This window comes from Pigmentiphaga kullae, from assembly GCF_004216695.1.
GTDB classification, from domain to species: Bacteria; Pseudomonadota; Gammaproteobacteria; order Burkholderiales; family Burkholderiaceae_B; genus Pigmentiphaga; species Pigmentiphaga kullae.
In genome coordinates this window covers 1,393,076-1,409,439 of record NZ_SGXC01000002.1, presented here as the reverse complement: position 1 = coordinate 1,409,439, position 16,364 = coordinate 1,393,076, and the positions used below count along the sequence as shown (strand labels likewise).

Annotated in this window: 15 protein-coding genes; 11 read left to right on the top strand and 4 right to left on the bottom strand. The window is 67.8% G+C overall.

All coding sequences use genetic code 11. The features are described from left to right. Positions 1–46: 46 nt before the first annotated feature. A complete protein-coding gene (locus EV675_RS21010) occupies positions 47–1,084 on the top strand; it encodes a porin (RefSeq protein WP_130359458.1) in 1,038 nt (345 codons plus the stop codon). Here the strand turns inward: EV675_RS21010 and EV675_RS21005 are convergent. Further along, positions 1,081–1,779 (bottom strand): Crp/Fnr family transcriptional regulator, encoded by a 699-nt coding sequence (locus EV675_RS21005; RefSeq protein ID WP_165404688.1) that lies wholly within the window; start codon positions 1,777–1,779, stop codon positions 1,081–1,083. The genes EV675_RS21010 and EV675_RS21005 overlap by 4 nt on opposite strands. Positions 1,780–1,944: 165 nt before the next feature. On the opposite strand from EV675_RS21005, the gene EV675_RS21000 reads away from it, so the two are divergent. The 6 genes from EV675_RS21000 (at position 1,945) to EV675_RS20975 (ending at position 8,132) form a co-directional block, all read left to right on the top strand. After that, complete coding sequence (locus tag EV675_RS21000) at positions 1,945–2,364, top strand: VOC family protein (RefSeq protein WP_130359454.1); 420 nt, start codon at positions 1,945–1,947, stop codon at positions 2,362–2,364. Between the two features lie 142 nt (positions 2,365–2,506). Beyond that, a complete protein-coding gene (locus tag EV675_RS20995) occupies positions 2,507–3,469 on the top strand; it encodes a Bug family tripartite tricarboxylate transporter substrate binding protein (protein WP_130359452.1) in 963 nt (320 codons plus the stop codon). Between the two features lie 296 nt (positions 3,470–3,765). Next, positions 3,766–4,299 carry a DUF488 domain-containing protein gene (locus EV675_RS20990; RefSeq protein WP_130360267.1) on the top strand — a complete coding sequence of 178 codons (534 nt, stop codon included), beginning with the start codon at positions 3,766–3,768 and terminating at the stop codon, positions 4,297–4,299. Between the two features lie 32 nt (positions 4,300–4,331). After that, positions 4,332–4,547 (top strand): hypervirulence associated TUDOR domain-containing protein, encoded by a 216-nt coding sequence (locus EV675_RS20985; protein WP_130359450.1) that lies wholly within the window; start codon positions 4,332–4,334, stop codon positions 4,545–4,547. A 214-nt stretch (positions 4,548–4,761) separates the two neighbouring features. Then, positions 4,762–5,925: a GGDEF domain-containing protein gene (locus EV675_RS20980; protein WP_130359448.1), complete on the top strand. Its 1,164-nt coding sequence runs from the start codon at positions 4,762–4,764 to the stop codon at positions 5,923–5,925. A gap of 101 nt (positions 5,926–6,026) precedes the next feature. After that, complete coding sequence (locus EV675_RS20975) at positions 6,027–8,132, top strand: putative bifunctional diguanylate cyclase/phosphodiesterase (protein WP_130359446.1); 2,106 nt, start codon at positions 6,027–6,029, stop codon at positions 8,130–8,132. Here the strand turns inward: EV675_RS20975 and EV675_RS20970 are convergent. After that, entirely contained in the window at positions 8,088–8,915 is an 828-nt protein-coding gene (locus tag EV675_RS20970) for a DNA-binding transcriptional regulator (protein WP_130359444.1), read from the bottom strand. The two genes, EV675_RS20975 and EV675_RS20970, sit on opposite strands and share 45 nt — an antisense overlap. Before the next feature lie 115 nt (positions 8,916–9,030). On the opposite strand from EV675_RS20970, the gene EV675_RS20965 reads away from it, so the two are divergent. From EV675_RS20965 to EV675_RS20950, 4 genes are read left to right on the top strand one after another with little or no spacing between them, the layout of a single operon-like run. Continuing rightward, positions 9,031–10,017 carry a Bug family tripartite tricarboxylate transporter substrate binding protein gene (locus EV675_RS20965; RefSeq protein ID WP_165404687.1) on the top strand — a complete coding sequence of 329 codons (987 nt, stop codon included), beginning with the start codon at positions 9,031–9,033 and terminating at the stop codon, positions 10,015–10,017. Between the two features lie 19 nt (positions 10,018–10,036). Beyond that, the gene (locus tag EV675_RS20960; protein ID WP_242621520.1) at positions 10,037–11,794 is read left to right on the top strand and encodes an FAD-dependent oxidoreductase; all 1,758 of its coding nucleotides are present in this window, start codon (positions 10,037–10,039) and stop codon (positions 11,792–11,794) included. Beyond that, positions 11,791–12,768: a 3-carboxyethylcatechol 2,3-dioxygenase gene (locus EV675_RS20955; protein WP_242621519.1), complete on the top strand. Its 978-nt coding sequence runs from the start codon at positions 11,791–11,793 to the stop codon at positions 12,766–12,768. The genes EV675_RS20960 and EV675_RS20955 overlap by 4 nt, the downstream gene beginning before the upstream one ends. Positions 12,769–12,808: 40 nt before the next feature. Further along, complete coding sequence (locus EV675_RS20950; protein ID WP_130359440.1) at positions 12,809–13,678, top strand: alpha/beta fold hydrolase; 870 nt, start codon at positions 12,809–12,811, stop codon at positions 13,676–13,678. Positions 13,679–13,698: 20 nt separating this feature from the next. Here the strand turns inward: EV675_RS20950 and EV675_RS20945 are convergent, their stop codons facing one another. Further along, positions 13,699–14,379, bottom strand: coding sequence for an isochorismatase family protein (locus tag EV675_RS20945; protein ID WP_130359438.1), 681 nt, complete (start codon positions 14,377–14,379; stop codon positions 13,699–13,701). Positions 14,380–14,515: 136 nt separating this feature from the next. Beyond that, a complete protein-coding gene (locus EV675_RS20940; RefSeq protein ID WP_165404686.1) occupies positions 14,516–16,279 on the bottom strand; it encodes an alpha/beta fold hydrolase in 1,764 nt (587 codons plus the stop codon). Positions 16,280–16,364: the final 85 nt, after the last annotated feature.

Sequence of the window (16,364 nt, the reverse complement as noted above, 5' to 3'; positions counted from 1 at the left end):
GGCCGCTGGGCTGTCGCTTTATCGAATCAAAACCAACGGAGGGGAAATGAGGACGATCACCATCGTCGGGGGAGTGCTTTGCCTGGGAGCCTGGAACTGCGCCAACGCACAGGCCCAGGTGACTTTGTACGGAATCGTGGATTCGGGCTTCGTGCACCAGTCCGATCCGATCGCGCCCAAGCAGGGAAGCGTGTCGTCGCTGACCGGAGGAGGGCAGTCCGGGTCGCGCTTCGGGTTGCGGGGCGTGGAAGACCTGGGCAATGGATGGAAAGCCACGTTCGACCTGGAGGCCGGGATCAACACGGACACCGGCACGTCGACGCTGGGCGCGCTGTTCGGGCGCAAGGCCCACGTCGGATTGGACTCGCCGCTGGGGAACGTCAAGCTGGGCAGGCAGTACAGCCCGTTCTACCTGGATTCGATCCTGCCCGCGGATCCATTCGGCATGGGATTGATGGGCAGGATGAACAACGTCTTCAGCACGCATTCCCGCGTCAACAATTCGGTGTCCTACTCGACGCCGAGGTGGCGGGGATGGGCCGCGGGTTTCCTGTACGGTTTTGGCGAGGTCGCCGGAAACAGCTCGGCCGCGCGTTCCTACAACGGCGCGCTGAGCTACCAGGAGGGACCTGCACGCGTGGCGCTGGGCTACTACAACCAGCGCAATGCCGCGGATACGGCCACCAGCCACGCCGTCGCGCTGTCGGGAAGCTACCGCGCCGGAGCGGTGACGGCGTACTCGGCGTTCCAGGCGGTCCGGTCCACGTTGAACGGGGTGCCGGGGGCGACGCTTGCCGACACCAGCGTCAACATCTACATGGCCGGCCTGAGATGGTCGAGCGGGCCGCATACCGTGCTTGGCGTCATCACCCATGCGCGCGACCAGCGACGGATCGCGGCCACCGGCGCCAAGGCCACGTTGTACGCGGTGGGCTATACCTATGCCCTGTCCAAGAGGACGAACCTGTATACGTCGTTCGGTATCATCCGCAACCGTTCTGGCGCCGTGTACGCGATAGGCGATGCGACGACTCCCGTCTACGGCCAGAAAGGCTTCGACGTCGGCATCAGGCACCGCTTCTAGGGTAGCGGGGCGGGAGCCGGCAGGATGGCCAGCTCCTGCAAGGCGGCCCTGTCGACGATCACGATGCGGCCGTACTCCAGGGCGAGCATGCCGAGTTTCTCCAGCGCCCGCAACTCGCGGTTGACCCCTTGCCTGCGGGTGCCGAGCAATTCGGCCAACTCGTCCTGGAGGACTTCTATTTCGTTCGTGGCGTGGCCTGACGCGTTGGCGATGAGACCCAGCAGCGAGGCGAGCCGCGCGCGCAGGGATCCTGTCGATGCATCGGCATACAGGGCGATCATGTTCCTGTGCCGCCGGTTGAATCCCGCGAACATGGCCACGGCCAGGCGGCCGTTGCGTACCAACATGTCTTTCAGAAAGGGGCCGGGTATCCTGACCAGATGGGTCTGGCCGCGGCACGTGACGGTATAGACGAAGGGTTCGCCGGACAGCAGCGGCCCCAGGCCCAGGAAGTCGCCGGCAAAGCGCAGGCGGAAGGCGAACTCGCGGTTGGACCCCGTACGCAGCGACATGCGCAGCGAGCCGGATGCGATCAGGTACAGGAAGGGAACGTTTTCTCCCGGGCCATGGAGCAGCGTGCCGGATTCGAGCCGCAGGACCTCCGAGACTTCGACCAGCCGGGCGATGTCGCCGTCGGCCCATTCCCGGAACAGCTCGGATTGCGAGATGGCGACTCGCGCCAGCGTGGAGGTCATTGTTCGCTTCGGCGGCCGGTCTGAAAAATGGGATGCGGCCATCCTAGCACGATGGGTTCGCCCGCTGGCTGATCCAGATGCCGCCCATGTTTTCCTGGTACGGCGGTCCGGCCCGGCTCCGTTGCGGCATGATGCTGGATTGAACGGGACGAAAGGAGAGCGGACATGAAGCCACGCATCAGCGTGATCACGATCGGCGTGGACGATCTGGAGGCCTCGGTGGCGTTCTACCGCGACGGCATGGGACTGCCGACCGAGGGCATCATAGGCAGGGAATTCGAACACGGCGCGGTGGCCTTCTTCGAACTGCAACCGGGGCTCAGGCTGGCGCTGTTCGCGCGGGCGGACATCGCGCACGACGCCGGGATCGAACGAAGCGGGCCCAGTCCGACCGAGTTCACCCTGGGCCACAACGTCGCGTCGCGCGAGGAGGTCGATGCGGTAATGGCCCGCGCCGCCGCGGCGGGCGCCCGCGTGGTGAAGCCGGCGCAGCCGACGTTCTGGGGCGGGTACGCCGGCTATTTCCAGGACCCTGACGGCCATCTCTGGGAAGCCGTCCACAATCCGGCCTGGATACCCGAGTAAGCAAGCAGCGCGCGTCGACCTGGCGCTCGGCCACGGCCGGCTTCCTTTTTATGAAACGATCGTATTAAAAATAATGATTTGTATCCCAATATTTGGGATATATTGAATAAAATTAAACGATCGTTTTATAAAAGGAGGCGCCATGCGGATCATTCCGGCGGTGTTCGCATTGTTTTCCTGCCTGGCCGCCGGCGCTGCCGCTGCCCAGGCCTACCCGGCGCATCCGATCAGATGGCTGGTTCCCTATCCGGCCGGCGGCGGCGCCGACAACGTGGCGCGGGTCGTCACGCAGCGCCTGTCGCAGAAGCTGGGCCAGGCGATCGTGGTGGACAACCGGCCGGGCGGCAACACCATCATCGGCACGCAGGCGCTGTTGTCGGCAGCCCGCGACGGCTACACCGTGATGAACACGGCCGAGCAGGTCGCGGTGAACGCCGCGCTGTATCCCGACCTGAAATACTCGGCCGAGCGCGACCTGGACTTCGTGGCGCCGCTGGTACGCACGCCGCTGCTCCTGCTGGCGCGCCGCGACCTGCCGGTTTCGGACGCGGCGGGGCTTCTGGCCTACATGAAGGAACGAGGCGATCGGCTTACCTACGGAAGCTGGGGGCAGGGCGGGATGAACCACCTGACCATGGAGGCCCTGGCCGCGCGGGTGGGCGTGCATCCGACCCATGTGCCGTTTCCGGGCGCCGCGCCGGCGATACGCGACCTCCTCGGCGGCCAGATCGATCTGTATTTTTCCGACCCGGCCACGGCGCTGCCCTATCTGCGCACGGGCAAGCTGAAGGTCCTGCTGGTGTCCACCCGGGAGCGCCTGCCGTACCTGCCCGACGTGCCCACCGTGGACGAAAGCGGCTATCCGGGGTTCGACATGTACAGCTGGCAGGGCGTGCTGGCGCCCAAGGGCATGCCGCCGCAGGTGCGGGATACCCTGGCGGCGGCCATACGCGACACGCTGCAACAACCCGACGTGAACCGGGAACTGCGTGACCGGGGCTTCATTCCTGATCCCGGTACGCCCGAGCAGTTCCGGGCGTTCTTCCTGCGCAGCCAGGCCGAGCTGGGCGAGATCGTTCGCAAGCGGAACATCCGGATCCAGTGACGGAGCCGGGCCGGGATGCGCCGGCGCGGCGAGTGCGCTATCTTTGGATCCTGTCCGTTGTCGGGCGTGCACAACCGCCGGGCCTATACGCAGGAGTTTCCCGCTTTCGTCGAGGCGCCCGACGAAGGGTTGCTGAAGTGCGTGGCCATTCTCGACGTCGACAACTTCAAGGCCTATAACCGCCGAGATCTTCGACAAGGTGGATGCCGCGCTTTATCAGGCCAAGGCCGAGGGGCGCAATACTTTGCGGCGCGCGGCCTTGTAGCGGAGTCATTCGAACGGAAGGGAGCGTGGCGATGGAGACGGCAGGGCTGGAAGTGTGGACGGTGGGGCATTCCACGCATTCCCTGGAAGTGTTCCTGGCGATGCTGGCCGCCCATGACATCGAGGCCATCGCCGACGTGCGGCGGCATGCGGGGTCACGCAAGTATCCCCATTTCAATCCGGATGCGCTGCGCCATGCGCTCGCGCAGGCCGGGGTGGAATACGTGCCGCTGCCGGAACTGGGCGGCCGCCGTCCGCCCCTTGCGGACTCCCATAACACCGTCTGGCGCAATTCGTCGTTCCGCGGCTACGCGGACTACATGGAGACCGATGCCTTTCGCGAAGGCATCGAGCGCCTGCTGGCATTGGCTCGCCGCCGGCGGACCGCCATCATGTGCGCGGAAGCCGTGTGGTGGCGATGCCACCGGTCGCTGATCGCCGACTACCTGAAAGTACGGGGTATCTGCGTGAGGCACATCCTGGGCACGGGGAAGAGCGAAGTCCATCCGTACACGTCGGCGGCGCGGATCCGGGACGGCGCATTGACGTACGCGCCGGCCGCCTGAGCCGCCGGCGCTCGCTGACAGGAGGACCCTCCATGGCGGACCGATTCAAGGTGGGCGACCACGTAAGCTGGAATTCCGAGGCGGGTATCGTCAGCGGCACCATCATCCGCGTGCACACCAGGGACTTCGATTACAAGGGGCACACGCACCGCGCCAGCAAGGACGATCCGCAGTACGAGATCCAGAGCGACAGGACCAGCCATGTCGCGGCGCATAAGGGATCGGCGCTGCACAAGACGGCGCGGTAGGCACGCCGGGGCATGGCCGGGGCGGCCGCGCTTCTTGTTCTACCCGTAGTTTCCCCGGTGTTGCGCCGGGGGTACTGGCTGAACCGCGGCCTGTCCGGTATCGCTATCATGTCTTCCGAGGAGGCCGGTCGTCGGCATTGGGCACCGACCCGGCCATGCTCCCGGGAGACCGGCGTGGGCCGGTCCGCAGCCGTTCCATACCGAGTGCGGCATCATGAACAACAACGACACCTTGCTTGCGCTCGCCCATCCCCTGATCGCATTCCTGCTGGCGGCCATGTTCTATGGCGCGTGGCGCTACGCGCATCGCCAGCCGCAATTCCTGTACTTCGCCGCGGGCTTCGCCTGCTACGCGAGCGGCATCTCCATGCAGATCCTGCCATGGCCGCCCTGGCGGCTGGCCAATATCGCGTTGACCGGCGCGGCCTACGCCTGCGCGATCTTCTGCTTCGCGCGGGGCCTGACGGCGCTGGAGGGCAGGCGGCTGCCCTGGCTGCCGGCCGCGCTCGTGCTGGCGGTCATGCTGACCATCCGCATGGCCAGCGCGCATGACGAGGCGCTGTTCCGGCTGCGGGTGGCTTCGACGCACATCGCCGCCGCCCTGGTATTCCTGCTGGCGCTGTGGCAGGTCCGCCACATGGCGCGGGGCACCGCCCTGGAGCGGCTGCTGTTCTGGTGCGTGGCCGCCTGCTCGCTCAGCCTGTTCCCCCGGGCCATGCTTGGCACGCAGCCGGGCGACCGGTACGGCTACGAGCACTCGCTCTACTGGGAGGTCACGCAGACCAGCTTCTATTTCTTCGGCATAGGCGTGGCGTTCCTGATGCTGGGGCTGACGTCGATGCGCACCATCGCCAGCCTGAGCCAGGCCAGCCGCCGCGATCCGCTGACGGGGATGAACAACCGGTCGGGGCTGGGCGAGTTCCTGGCGGCGCGCCTGCCCCTGTGCGAGAGCTATGGCCTGATCATGGCGGACGTGGACCATTTCAAGCGGATCAACGACCGCTACGGCCATCCGGTGGGGGACGCGGTGCTCAAGCGGCTGGCGGCGGTCATGGAGCAGGGCATACGCACGGGCGACGCGGTGGGCAGGTTCGGCGGCGAGGAGTTCATGGTGGTGCTGCCCGAGGCCTCGGAAGAAGAGACGAAGCGGGTGGCCGAGCGGCTGCGCGCCGCGGCGGCGGCCCAGGATTTCTCGGACATCGCGCCGGAGCTGCAATGCACCGTGAGCCTGGGCGTGGGCAGCTTCGAGCACGCCGTCTCGTTCGAGCAGGCCTACGCGACCGTGGATGAGCGTCTGGCCCGGGCCAAGCGCCTGGGCCGGAATCGGGTGGTGGGCAAGGAGCCCGGCTGGGCCGTCCGGCGCAGTTCGGGAGCCTGAGCTTGCCGGGGGCAAACGCGTGACTGGCCCACGGATGTTTTGCTATAAGAAGGGCGGGTTCTCCCGACAACGACGGTGGATGCGCATCCGGGACGACGGTCATGCACGGTGTCTATAACCCCCTGCTGGTGTTTCTTTCCCTGGTCGTCGCCTCGCTGGCCGCCTATACGGCGCTGGAGCTGACCGGCCGGATCGCGTCCCTGCCTGGGTGGAAGCGCCGGCTGCCCTGGCTGGTGGGCGGCGCCGTCGCCATGGGGGTGGGCATCTGGTCGATGCATTTCATCGGGATGATGGCTTTTTCCCTGCCCATCCCGCTGGGGTACACGCTCGGGCCCACGGTATTGTCCCTGTTGATCGCGGTCCTGGTCTCCGGCTTCGCGCTGGCCGTCTCGGCCAGCGGCCGCTTCCGTTTCCGCTGCTGCATGGCCGGCGGAGTGGCCATGGGAATGGGCATCGCGGGCATGCACTACATGGGGATGGCGGCGCTGGACATGGCGCCGGCGGTCAGCTACGTACCATGGATCGTGCTGGCTTCCGTCGGCCTGGCCATCGCGGCCTCGGTCGTGGCGCTGTGGCTGGGGGTCGCGCTGCGCGGCTCGGACGAACCCTACATCGCCTTCAAGCGCCTGGGCGCGGCGCTGGTGATGGGCATCGCCATCACCGGCATGCACTATACGGGCATGAGCGCGGCGCAGTTCGCGCCTGGCAGCGTCTGCCTGTCGGCCAGCCAGATCGACCCCAACTGGCTGGCGATGCTGGTGTCCGGCTCGTCGCTGGCCGTGCTGCTGGGGACCCTGCTGGTGCTGGGCTGGCGCGCCAACAGCCTGGCCGACTCGCTGCGGCTGGCCAACCGGCAGTTGCAATACCTCAGCATGCACGATGCGCTGACCGGGCTGCCGAACCGCTTGATGCTGATCGAGCAGATGAACCAGGCGATCCAGGCCGCGGATCGAGACAAGACGGCATTCGCGGTTTTCTTCCTGGACCTGGATGGGTTCAAGACGGTGAACGATTCGCTCGGGCACGCGGTGGGGGACGACCTGCTCAAGGGCTGTGCCCAGCTGCTGTCGTCGCACGTGCGCAAGGACGACCTGGTCGCGCGCATAGGCGGCGACGAGTTCGTCATACTGCTGCGAGGCATATCGGCGCCGGGAGATGCGGCATCCGTGGCCAAGAAGCTGCTGCGGGTGCTGCGGGACGACATGGTCGGCTGCCAGGCGCGCCTGAGGATCGGCGCGAGCATGGGGATCGCCATGCACCCGGGGGATGCCCGCGACAGCGAGGCGCTGCTGGACTGCGCCGATGCCGCCATGTATAGCGCCAAGCAGGCCGGCCGGAACACCTATTGTTTCTTCGAGCCGGGCATGCATGCCAACGCGGCGCGGACGCTGATGCTGCAACAGGACCTGGAGGCCGCGCTCGAGGAAGGGCAGTTCAGCCTGGTGTTCCAGCCCAAGTTCAGCGTGGCCACGCGCGCGATCTGCGGCGCGGAGGCGCTGATACGGTGGCACCACCCGACCTTCGGCAGCGTGGCGCCCATGGAGTTCATCACCGTCGCGGAACGCTCCGGGCAGATCGTCCAGATCGGCGACTGGGTGATACGCGAAGTGTGCCGCTGCATCGACGGCTGGCGGCGGCGCGGGCTGGAGCCGGTCCAGATCTCGATCAATCTGTCGCCCATACAGTTCAACGTGCCCGACCTGATCGGGCGCGTCGAGGACATCCTGGACGAGCGGGAAGTGCCGCGCCGCCTCGTGATGTTCGAGATCACCGAGACCGTGGCCATGCTGAACGCCGGACGCACGGCCGAGATCGTGAGCCGGTTCCGCGCCCGCGGCTTCGACATGGCGATCGACGATTTCGGCGCGGGCTATTCGAGCCTGGCCTATCTGCACCGGTTCAAGGTCAAGCAGATCAAGGTCGACCGGCTGTTCACCTCGGAGCTGGACCGCAACGAGGCGGAGGCTCGTGCGCTGCTGTCGGCCATCGTGACGCTGTCGCACGCGCTGCACATGGAAGTGGTGGCAGAGGGCGTGGAAAGCGAAAAGCAGATGCGTTTCCTGATCGAACTGGGATGCGACGAGGCGCAGGGCTTCCTGCTGGCGCATCCCCTGTCCGAAGAGGCCTTCCGCGGCCTGCTGCAGCCGATGGCCTCGTTCGCGCTAAGACGGATCGCCGCGCTGGGACAGCCGCGTCGCGCCGACTGATATCTCTTCGGCCAGGATGCGCAGCAGCGGCACGTAGCGGGACGAGATTTCCCGGTCCGGGACGACGTTGCGCTGCAGGACGAGATTGATGGCGCCGATGGCGTGGCCGCGCAGGCGTATGGGAAAGGCGATCGCCGCGACGCTTTCCTCGTTCGCCAGTTCCCCCTTGTTGACCGCGTAGCCGCGCCGGCGGGTTTCGCGCAGCACGCGGCCGACGTATGCCTTGTCGCGGGCGACGGCGCCGATGGCGTCGCTCCGTTCCCGCAGCAGCGACAGGGTGGCTTCCCTTTCCTCGTCCGAGCAATAGGCCAGCCAGGCCCGGCCGATGGCCGAGGTCAGCATCGCGATGCGGGTGCCGATGGTGGCCCGGTGCTGGGACAGCAGGCTGGCGCGGTGCGTCGATTCCCGAACGATCATGAAGCCGCCGTCGGGCGTGGCGAGGTCGCTGGGCCAGGACAGGGCGCTGAGGTGCGCGGCCATGGCGGGCGAGGCGATCCTGTCGATCCAGTCCGCGCCGACATAGCCTTCGGCCAGCCGCCGCACCTCGAAGCTGAGCGCGTACTGCGCGCCGTCGTCCTTGTGGTGGACCAGGCCTTCCTGCCTGAGCGTCTCCAGCAGGCGTTTGACGGTCGTGCGATGCAGGCCGGTCAGCCGGGCCAGCTCGACCACGCCGCCCATGCCCCCGGGCATGCCGTTCAGCGCCCGCAACACCGCCAGCCCCCGGCTTAGTCCACGGACTTCCTTGTAGGCGGAGTCCTCGGGTTTTCCCGTAAGCAGGTACATGGTTTTCCGTTCGAAGGTGCACCAGGTGCACCTACTATACAGGGGTATGGGGTGGCATCAGACTTCCTCCCGCATTCGACACGGCGGCATCGCCGGCGAGAACCAAGGAGACGACATGAATGCCATTCGACGTGCGTTCTGCACGATGGCGGCGCTGGCCGCCGCGACCCTCACGCCCGCGTTCGCGCAGGAATGGCCGGCCAGGCCGATCCGCATCGTGGTGCCGTATCCGGCGGGCGGCAACGCGGATTCGGCGGCGCGGGCACTGGCCGAGGTGGTGTCCGCCAGCCTCAGGCAGACGGTCATCGTCGACAACCGCCCCGGGGCCTCGACGATCATCGGGACGGATGCCGTCGCCCGGGCGCAGGCCGACGGCTACACCGTCGGCCTGGTCACCGACTCGCATGCCATCAACGAGGCCATGGCCCATCTGCCGCATGCCAGCGAGGTACTGGGCGCCAAGGTGCCGTACGACGCGGTGAAGGATTTCATGCCGGTGTCGGGCGTAGCGCTGGTGCCGCTGGTGCTGGTGGTCAATCCCAAGGTGCCGGCGCGGTCGGTGAAGGAACTGGTGCGGTTGTCGACCGCGGGCAAGGGCGTCGACTTCGGCACCATGGGTCCGGGCAGCCCCTGGTTCGTGCACCTGCACCAGCTGCGCAAGCTGACCGGCGCGGATTTCGTCGACGTGCCCTACAAGGGGCTCGCGCCGGCGAACACGGACCTGCTGGCCGGGCAGATCCAGACCATGCTGATGCCCGTGCATTTCGCCCAGCCCTACATCAAGTCGGGCAGGCTGGTGCCGCTGGCGACGCTGGGCGGCAAGCGCCATCCGCTGCTGCCGGACGTGCCCACGCTGGCCGAGAGCGGCTATCCCGGCCTGGAGATCACCAACTACTTCATGTTCGTCGTGCCGACGGGCACGCCGCAGCCCGTGGTCGAGCGGCTGACCCGCGAGTTCAACGCGGCGCTGCGCCAGCCGGCGATGAAAGAGAAGTTCGCGCTGACCGGCGACCCCTATCCGGCGGAACCGGCCGAACTCGCCGCCCGGCTGCGCCGCGACATCAAGGCCTACGGCGACGTGCTGCAGGCCACCCTCAAATAGCCCAGGAAGGGAAACGACAGTGAAGCAGGAAGCATTTCAGACCGACGTGCTGGTGGTCGGCTCCGGCCCGATGGGAGCCACCACGGCGCTGGCGCTGGCCACCTACGGCGTGCGCGTCCAGGTGGTGAACCGATACAACTGGACCGCCAACACGCCCCGCGCCCACATCACCAACCAGCGCGCGATGGAAGTGCTGCGCGACCTGGGCCTGGAGGATGACGCGCGCCGCCAGGCCACGCCCTGGGAATGGATGGGCGACACCTTGTTCACCACCAGCCTGGCCGGCCCCGAGATCGCGCGGCTGCGCACCTGGGGGACCGGCGATGAACGGATCGGCGACTATCTGCAGGCCAGCCCCTGCCCGATGCTGGACCTGCCGCAGAACAAGATGGAGCCCATGCTGGTCAGGCATGCCGCCGCGCGCGGCGCCGTCTTCTCGTTCAACACCGAGTACCTGGGCCACGCGCAGGACGAGGACGGCGTGACGGTCAGCCTGCGGGATGTGCCCTCGGGCCGGGAGTATGCCGTTCGCGCGCGGTACCTGGTGGGCGCGGATGGCGCCCGCTCCAAGGTCATGGACGATGCCGGGCTGGAACTGCGGGGGCAATTGGCCCGGGCGGCCACTGCCTACGTATTGTTCCGGGCCGACCTGTCCCGCTACGCGGCCCACCGGCCCAGCATCCTGTACTGGATCGCCACGTCCGACGCGGCGTTCGGCGAAATCGGCCTGGGCCTGCTGCGCGCGATCGAGCCGTGGAACCAGTGGATAGCGGGCTGGGGCTTCGACATGGAGAAGGGGGAGCCCGATTTCTCGCCCGAGGAAATCCGCCGGAAGGTCCGCATCCTGGTGGGCGATCCGGAGCTGGAGATCGAGATCGACAATGCCTCGGTCTGGTACGTGAACCAGGCGCACGCGCCGGTCTATTCGAAAGGGCGCGTGTTCTGCGGCGGAGATGCGGTGCATCGCCATCCGCCCTCCAGCGGGCTGGGATCGAACACTTGCATGCAGGATGCCTTCAACCTTGCCTGGAAGCTCGCATTCGTGCTGCGCGGCCACGCCGGGGCGGGCTTGCTGGATTCCTATTCGCTGGAACGCGCGCCGGTGGGGGCGCAGATCGTTGCCCGGGCGAACCAGTCCAGGCTGGACTACGGTCCGCTGAACCGGTGCTTCCGGGAGCCCGGCGCCGCCGATCCGGTCGCGGCGGGCCTGGCGCGGCTGGCGTCGCCCGATGCCGAAGGCGTGGCGCGGCGCGCGGCCCTGGCCGAGGCGCTCAGGCTGAAGAACTACGAGTTCAATGCGCAGGGCGTGGAGTTGAACCAGCGCTATGCGTCGGCGGCGATCGTTGCCGGACCGGACGCGGGCGAGGAAACCTGGAAGCGCGATCCGCAACTGCACGCGCAGGCGAGCACGCGTCCCGGCGCCAAGCTGCCCCATGCCTGGCTGGTGGGAAGCGACGGACGCCGGGTATCGACGCTGGATGTCGTGGGCCGGGGCAAGTTCACCCTGGTCACCGGCCTGGCGGGCCAGGCGTGGAAAGCGGCGGCCGCCGCGATGGACCTGCCGTTCCTGAGAACGGTCGTGATCGGCGAGCCGGGCGCGCTCGATTCCTACTGCACGTGGCAGGCGCTGCGCGAGATCGAAGAGTCCGGGGCGCTGCTGGTGCGCCCGGACGGCATCGTGGCGTGGCGCCGGCACAGCGGCGAAGGGCTGGACGCCGCGGGGGCGGGCGCCGTTCTCGAGGCGGCCCTGGCGAAGCTCCTGGACCGCGCGCGGTGACGAGGACGGATGCCATGGGCGAGCGGGCCTTCCTGGGTATGTCGCATTCCCCGTTGATGGGGCTGAGCCCCGTGCCGGCGCAGGCCGGGGCCGAGTTGCAGGCGGCCATCGCGCGAGTGCGCGACCAGGTCCTGGCCTATGCGCCGGAGCTGGTCGTGCTGATCGCGCCGGACCACTACAACGGCTTCTTCAACCGATTGATGCCGCCGTTCTGCATAGGCACGCAGGCCCGCGCCGTGGGCGACTACCTGTCTCCGGCGGGGCCGTTGCGGGTGGATGCGCCGCTGGCGCTGGAGATGGCCGATGCCCTGATGGACCGGGGGTTCGACGCGGCCGTCTCGCGGCGCATGGAGGTGGACCACGGTTTTGCCCAGCCGCTGCAGTTGCTGTGGGGAGGGCTGGATACGCCGCCCGTGGTGCCGGTGTTCGTCAATGCCGTCGCGCCGCCCGGCATTCCGCGCCTGTTCCGGTGCCGGGACCTGGGCCGGGCCATCGGCGATTTCCTGGACGGCGTGCCGCGGCGCACGCTGCTGATCGGTTCGGGCGGACTGTCGCACGAGCCGCCGGTCCCGACGCTGGATCATCCCGATCCCGAGGTGCGCGAACGGATCACCGTGCCGCGCGCGGCCACGCCCGGCGAGCGCGAGGCCAAGACCCGGCGCGTGATGGCCGCGGGACAGGCATTGGCAGCGGGCGCCGGGACGCTCAAGCCCCTGGCGCCCGACTGGGACCGCCGCTGGATGGATGCGCTGGCCGGGCCGGCCGGCGGCCTGGACGCATTGTGCGCGTGGCCGGAGGACGCCATCGCCCGCGAAGCGGGCGCGTCGGCGCACGAGTCCAAGACCTGGCTGATTGCGCGCGCGGCGCTGACCGGGCGCGTCCAGGAGCCGGTTTTCCGGTACTACCGGGCCATTCCCGAATACATCGCCGGCTTCGGCCTGATGCTGATGACGCAGCAGGGCGGGGCGGGATGACAGGACCTTTCATTGCATTGCCCACGAACGAGAGACAACCATGACGCAAACGATTTCCCCGCTGACCGAAGCCGCCACCAGCCGCTACGTGCGGATCACCGAGAACGGCCAGCCGCTGCGCCTGCACTACAACGACACGGGCGCGGGCGGCGAGGCCGTGATCATGCTGCACGGCTCGGGCCCGGGCGCCAGCGGCTGGGCCAATTTCCACCGCAACGTCCAGCCTTTCGCCGATGCCGGCTACCGGGTCATCCTGCTGGACTTCCCGGGCTGGAGCAAGAGCGATGCCATCGTCTGCGCCGGTTCGCGCTCGGACCTGAACGCGCGCGCGCTGGCCGGCCTGATGGATGCGATCGGACTGGAACGGGCGCACCTGGTCGGCAACTCCATGGGCGCGCACAGCGCCGTCGCCTTCGCCCTGGCGCATCCGGCGCGCGTGGGGCGTCTGGTCCTGATGGGCGGCGGGACGGGCGGGGTCAGCCCGGTCGTTCCCATGCCCACCGAAGGCATCAAGCTGATCGGCGCGCTGTACCGCGATCCGACCATCGAGAACCTGAAGCGGATGATGAACGTGTTCGTCTACGACGCCGCCAGCCTGACCGAGGAATTGTTCCAGGCACGGCTGGACAACATGCTGTCGCGCCGCGATCACCTGGAGAACTTCGTCAAGAGCAGCCAGGCCCATCCCCGGCAGTTTCCCGACGTGGGGGCACGGCTGGGAGAGGTCGCGGCCCGGACCCTGGTGATATGGGGCCGGGACGACCGCTTCGTGCCGATGGACACCGGGCTGCGGCTGCTGGCCGGCCTGCAGGACGCCGAGCTGCACGTGTTCAGCCGTTGCGGCCATTGGGCGCAGTGGGAGCACGCGCAGAAGTTCAACCGGATGGTGCTGGATTTCCTGGCGGCCTGAGGGGGCCGCCAGGGGGGCGGTCACGCGCGCTGCGAGTCGAGCACCTCGTTGTTCTTCACCACTTCCTGCGCCTTCGTGTAGCTTTCGATCAGCAACTGGTAGGCGGGGAAGATCCTGGTGTAGACCTCGGCCCACTGCTGGGCGTCGTCGCGATTCCAGGTCTTCTGCAGTTCGGAGGCCACCGCCGCGGTGTCCATGGGCACCACGCCCGCCTGCACCACGCGCGCCAGGGTGATCTCCTGCGCCATCTTGCTGTAGGTGCCGGAGGCGTCGACCACCGCGAACACCTTGTAGCCGTCGGCGACCGCGCTGATGGCGGGAAAGGCCATGCACACGCTGGTGATGGTGCCGGCGATGATGAGGGTCTTGCGTCCGGTGGCCTTGACCGCGGCCACGAACTCGGGGTTGTCCCAGGCGTTGATCTCGCCCTTGCGCGCCACGTATTGGGCATGCGGCGCGTTGGCGTGGATCTCCGGGATGAGCGGGCCGTTGGGGCCTTGCGGAACCGAGGCGGTGGTAATGACGGGCAGCTTGCTCAGTGTGGCCATCTTGGCCAGCGCCGCGGCGCGGGCGCGCAGTTCGGGCATGGGCATGTCGCCCACGGTCTGGAACAGGCCGCTCTGGTGATCGATCAGCAGCATGACCGCGTCTGCGGGATCGATGACGGGACGTTGGCCCTGGAAATTGGCGGGGGTGCTCATGGTGCTCTCTCCTTGGTGGTCGGCGGGCAGCGGATGCTTATGCCGTGGGAAAGAGCATATCCATGGTGCTAAAAGAATTTTAGTAGGCAAAAATGGCATGCATCGTTCTTTTTTTGGAACGATGCATGCTTTCGGATCAGAGCTCCTTCTTGCCCGCCCCGCCCAGGATGTCCTGGATCCGGTCCAGCAAGGCGTCGGTGCGCGCCTGGTCGGGCGCCGCCATCCGCTTCAGGCTGCCCGAGGCCGCCACGTCGCCATAGAACGGCACCTGGTCGCAGTCGGTGCGGCGGGCGGGCAGCGCGTCGTCAAGGAAGAACGCCGTCACCCGATGGTCCACGCACGTGCTCATGTAGGGGAACACGCCATGCGAGTACTCCCCCTTCACGTACAGCAGCCGGGCCGTGGGCAGGGCATCGACGAAGCGCAGCGCGTTCTCGGTCAGGGTCAGCGCGTCGAACTGGCTTTGCACGACCATCAGCGGTCCCGCCTTGGCCGTGTCCTGCACGGAGGGCTTGGCCGTGGTCGGGCCGCCCCAGTACAGGCAGGGCGCCTCGGTCATCGAGCCGCCGGTCACCGGATGGCTGATCGCCATTTCGTTGCCGAGGTCGATCCAGTACCGGGGATCGATCCGGGTCGCCACGTCGTTGCAGACGACGGCGACGTAGGTGGCTTCTTCGGGCGGCATCAAGAGGGACCGCGGCTCGGGGAAGCGGATCGTGGCGAACTGGTCGAGCAGGCGCGTCGCCGCGGCCAGGGCGACTTCGATGTTGAACGGGGCCTGGTCGCGGATCGCGGTGTCCACCGCGGTGCGCAGGTCGGCGTCGCTCATGTCGGGATCGACGGCCAACTGGTCCCTGACGATGCCGGCTGCCAGCAGGACGAAGCCCGACGGCACCAGGCCGCGGCTCTTGTTGAACGCCAGCGTCGCGCCCACGGCCGCTTTCAGGGGCGAAGGCAGGGTGCCGAACAGCGCGCGGATCCGGCTTTCGTCGGTGCCGAGCCGGAACAGGTCCGGATGGCGGGCGAAATAGGGGCTCATGACCTCGTCCAGCACGCGCTGCTTGCCGACGGACTGGCCGATCATGGCCTCGTCGAAGCCGGCGGTGAAGTCGACGGCGCTGTCCAGCACCATGTGGCCGGCCTGCCCGGGGAAGCGGGCGGCATACCAGGCGCCCAGCCAGGTTCCGTACGAATAGCCGATGTAGTTGAGCTTGGTGTCGCCGAGCAGGTGGCGGATCAGGTCCAGGTCCCAGGCCGTCTGTTCGGTGTTGATGTAGGGCGTGAGGGGGTTGTTCCGGCACGCCTTGGTCGCCAGCCGCACGTTGTACAGCATGGCCTCGACGTTGGCCGGACTGCGGTCGTCGGACGGGAAGTTCACCTCGCGCGAGGATTCGTTGGCGGTGCAGGTCAGGGTGGTGCCGGCGCCGGTGCCGCGCGGCGAGAAGCCCACCATGTCATAGTGCCGTGCCAGGTCCTGCAGCGCCGCGCGCGTGGGCGAGTCGCTGGGGGGCTGGGCGAACAGCGCGCCGAAGTTGGCCGCGAGCTCGAGCCCGTCGCCGCCGGGTCCGCCCGGATTGAAGACGATGGCGCCCTTGCGGACCTTGGGGTCGGCGGTGGCGACCTTCAGCAGCGCGACGCGGATGTCGCCGCGGTCCGTCCGCGTGTAGTCCAGCGGCGCGCGGATGGTCGCGCACGACACCTTGTCGCCCAGTTGCTGGATGAGGTCGCTGTTCGGCCCCAGAACGTTCGGATCGCAGGGCGCCCACGCCACCGTCTGGGACTTGTAGGCGGCCAGCGGGTCGTCCGGAGCGGGGGCGTCGCCCCCGCCGCCGCAGGAAGCGAGACCGGTCAATAGGACGGCGGCGCCGTATCGCCATGCCGATCGGCCACGGATATGCATGCATCCCCCCATTCTTGAGAATGTCTTTTATGGAGGCGCAAGCATAGCCGCATTCGTCACATGCGGACACGTTTTGTTACGACGA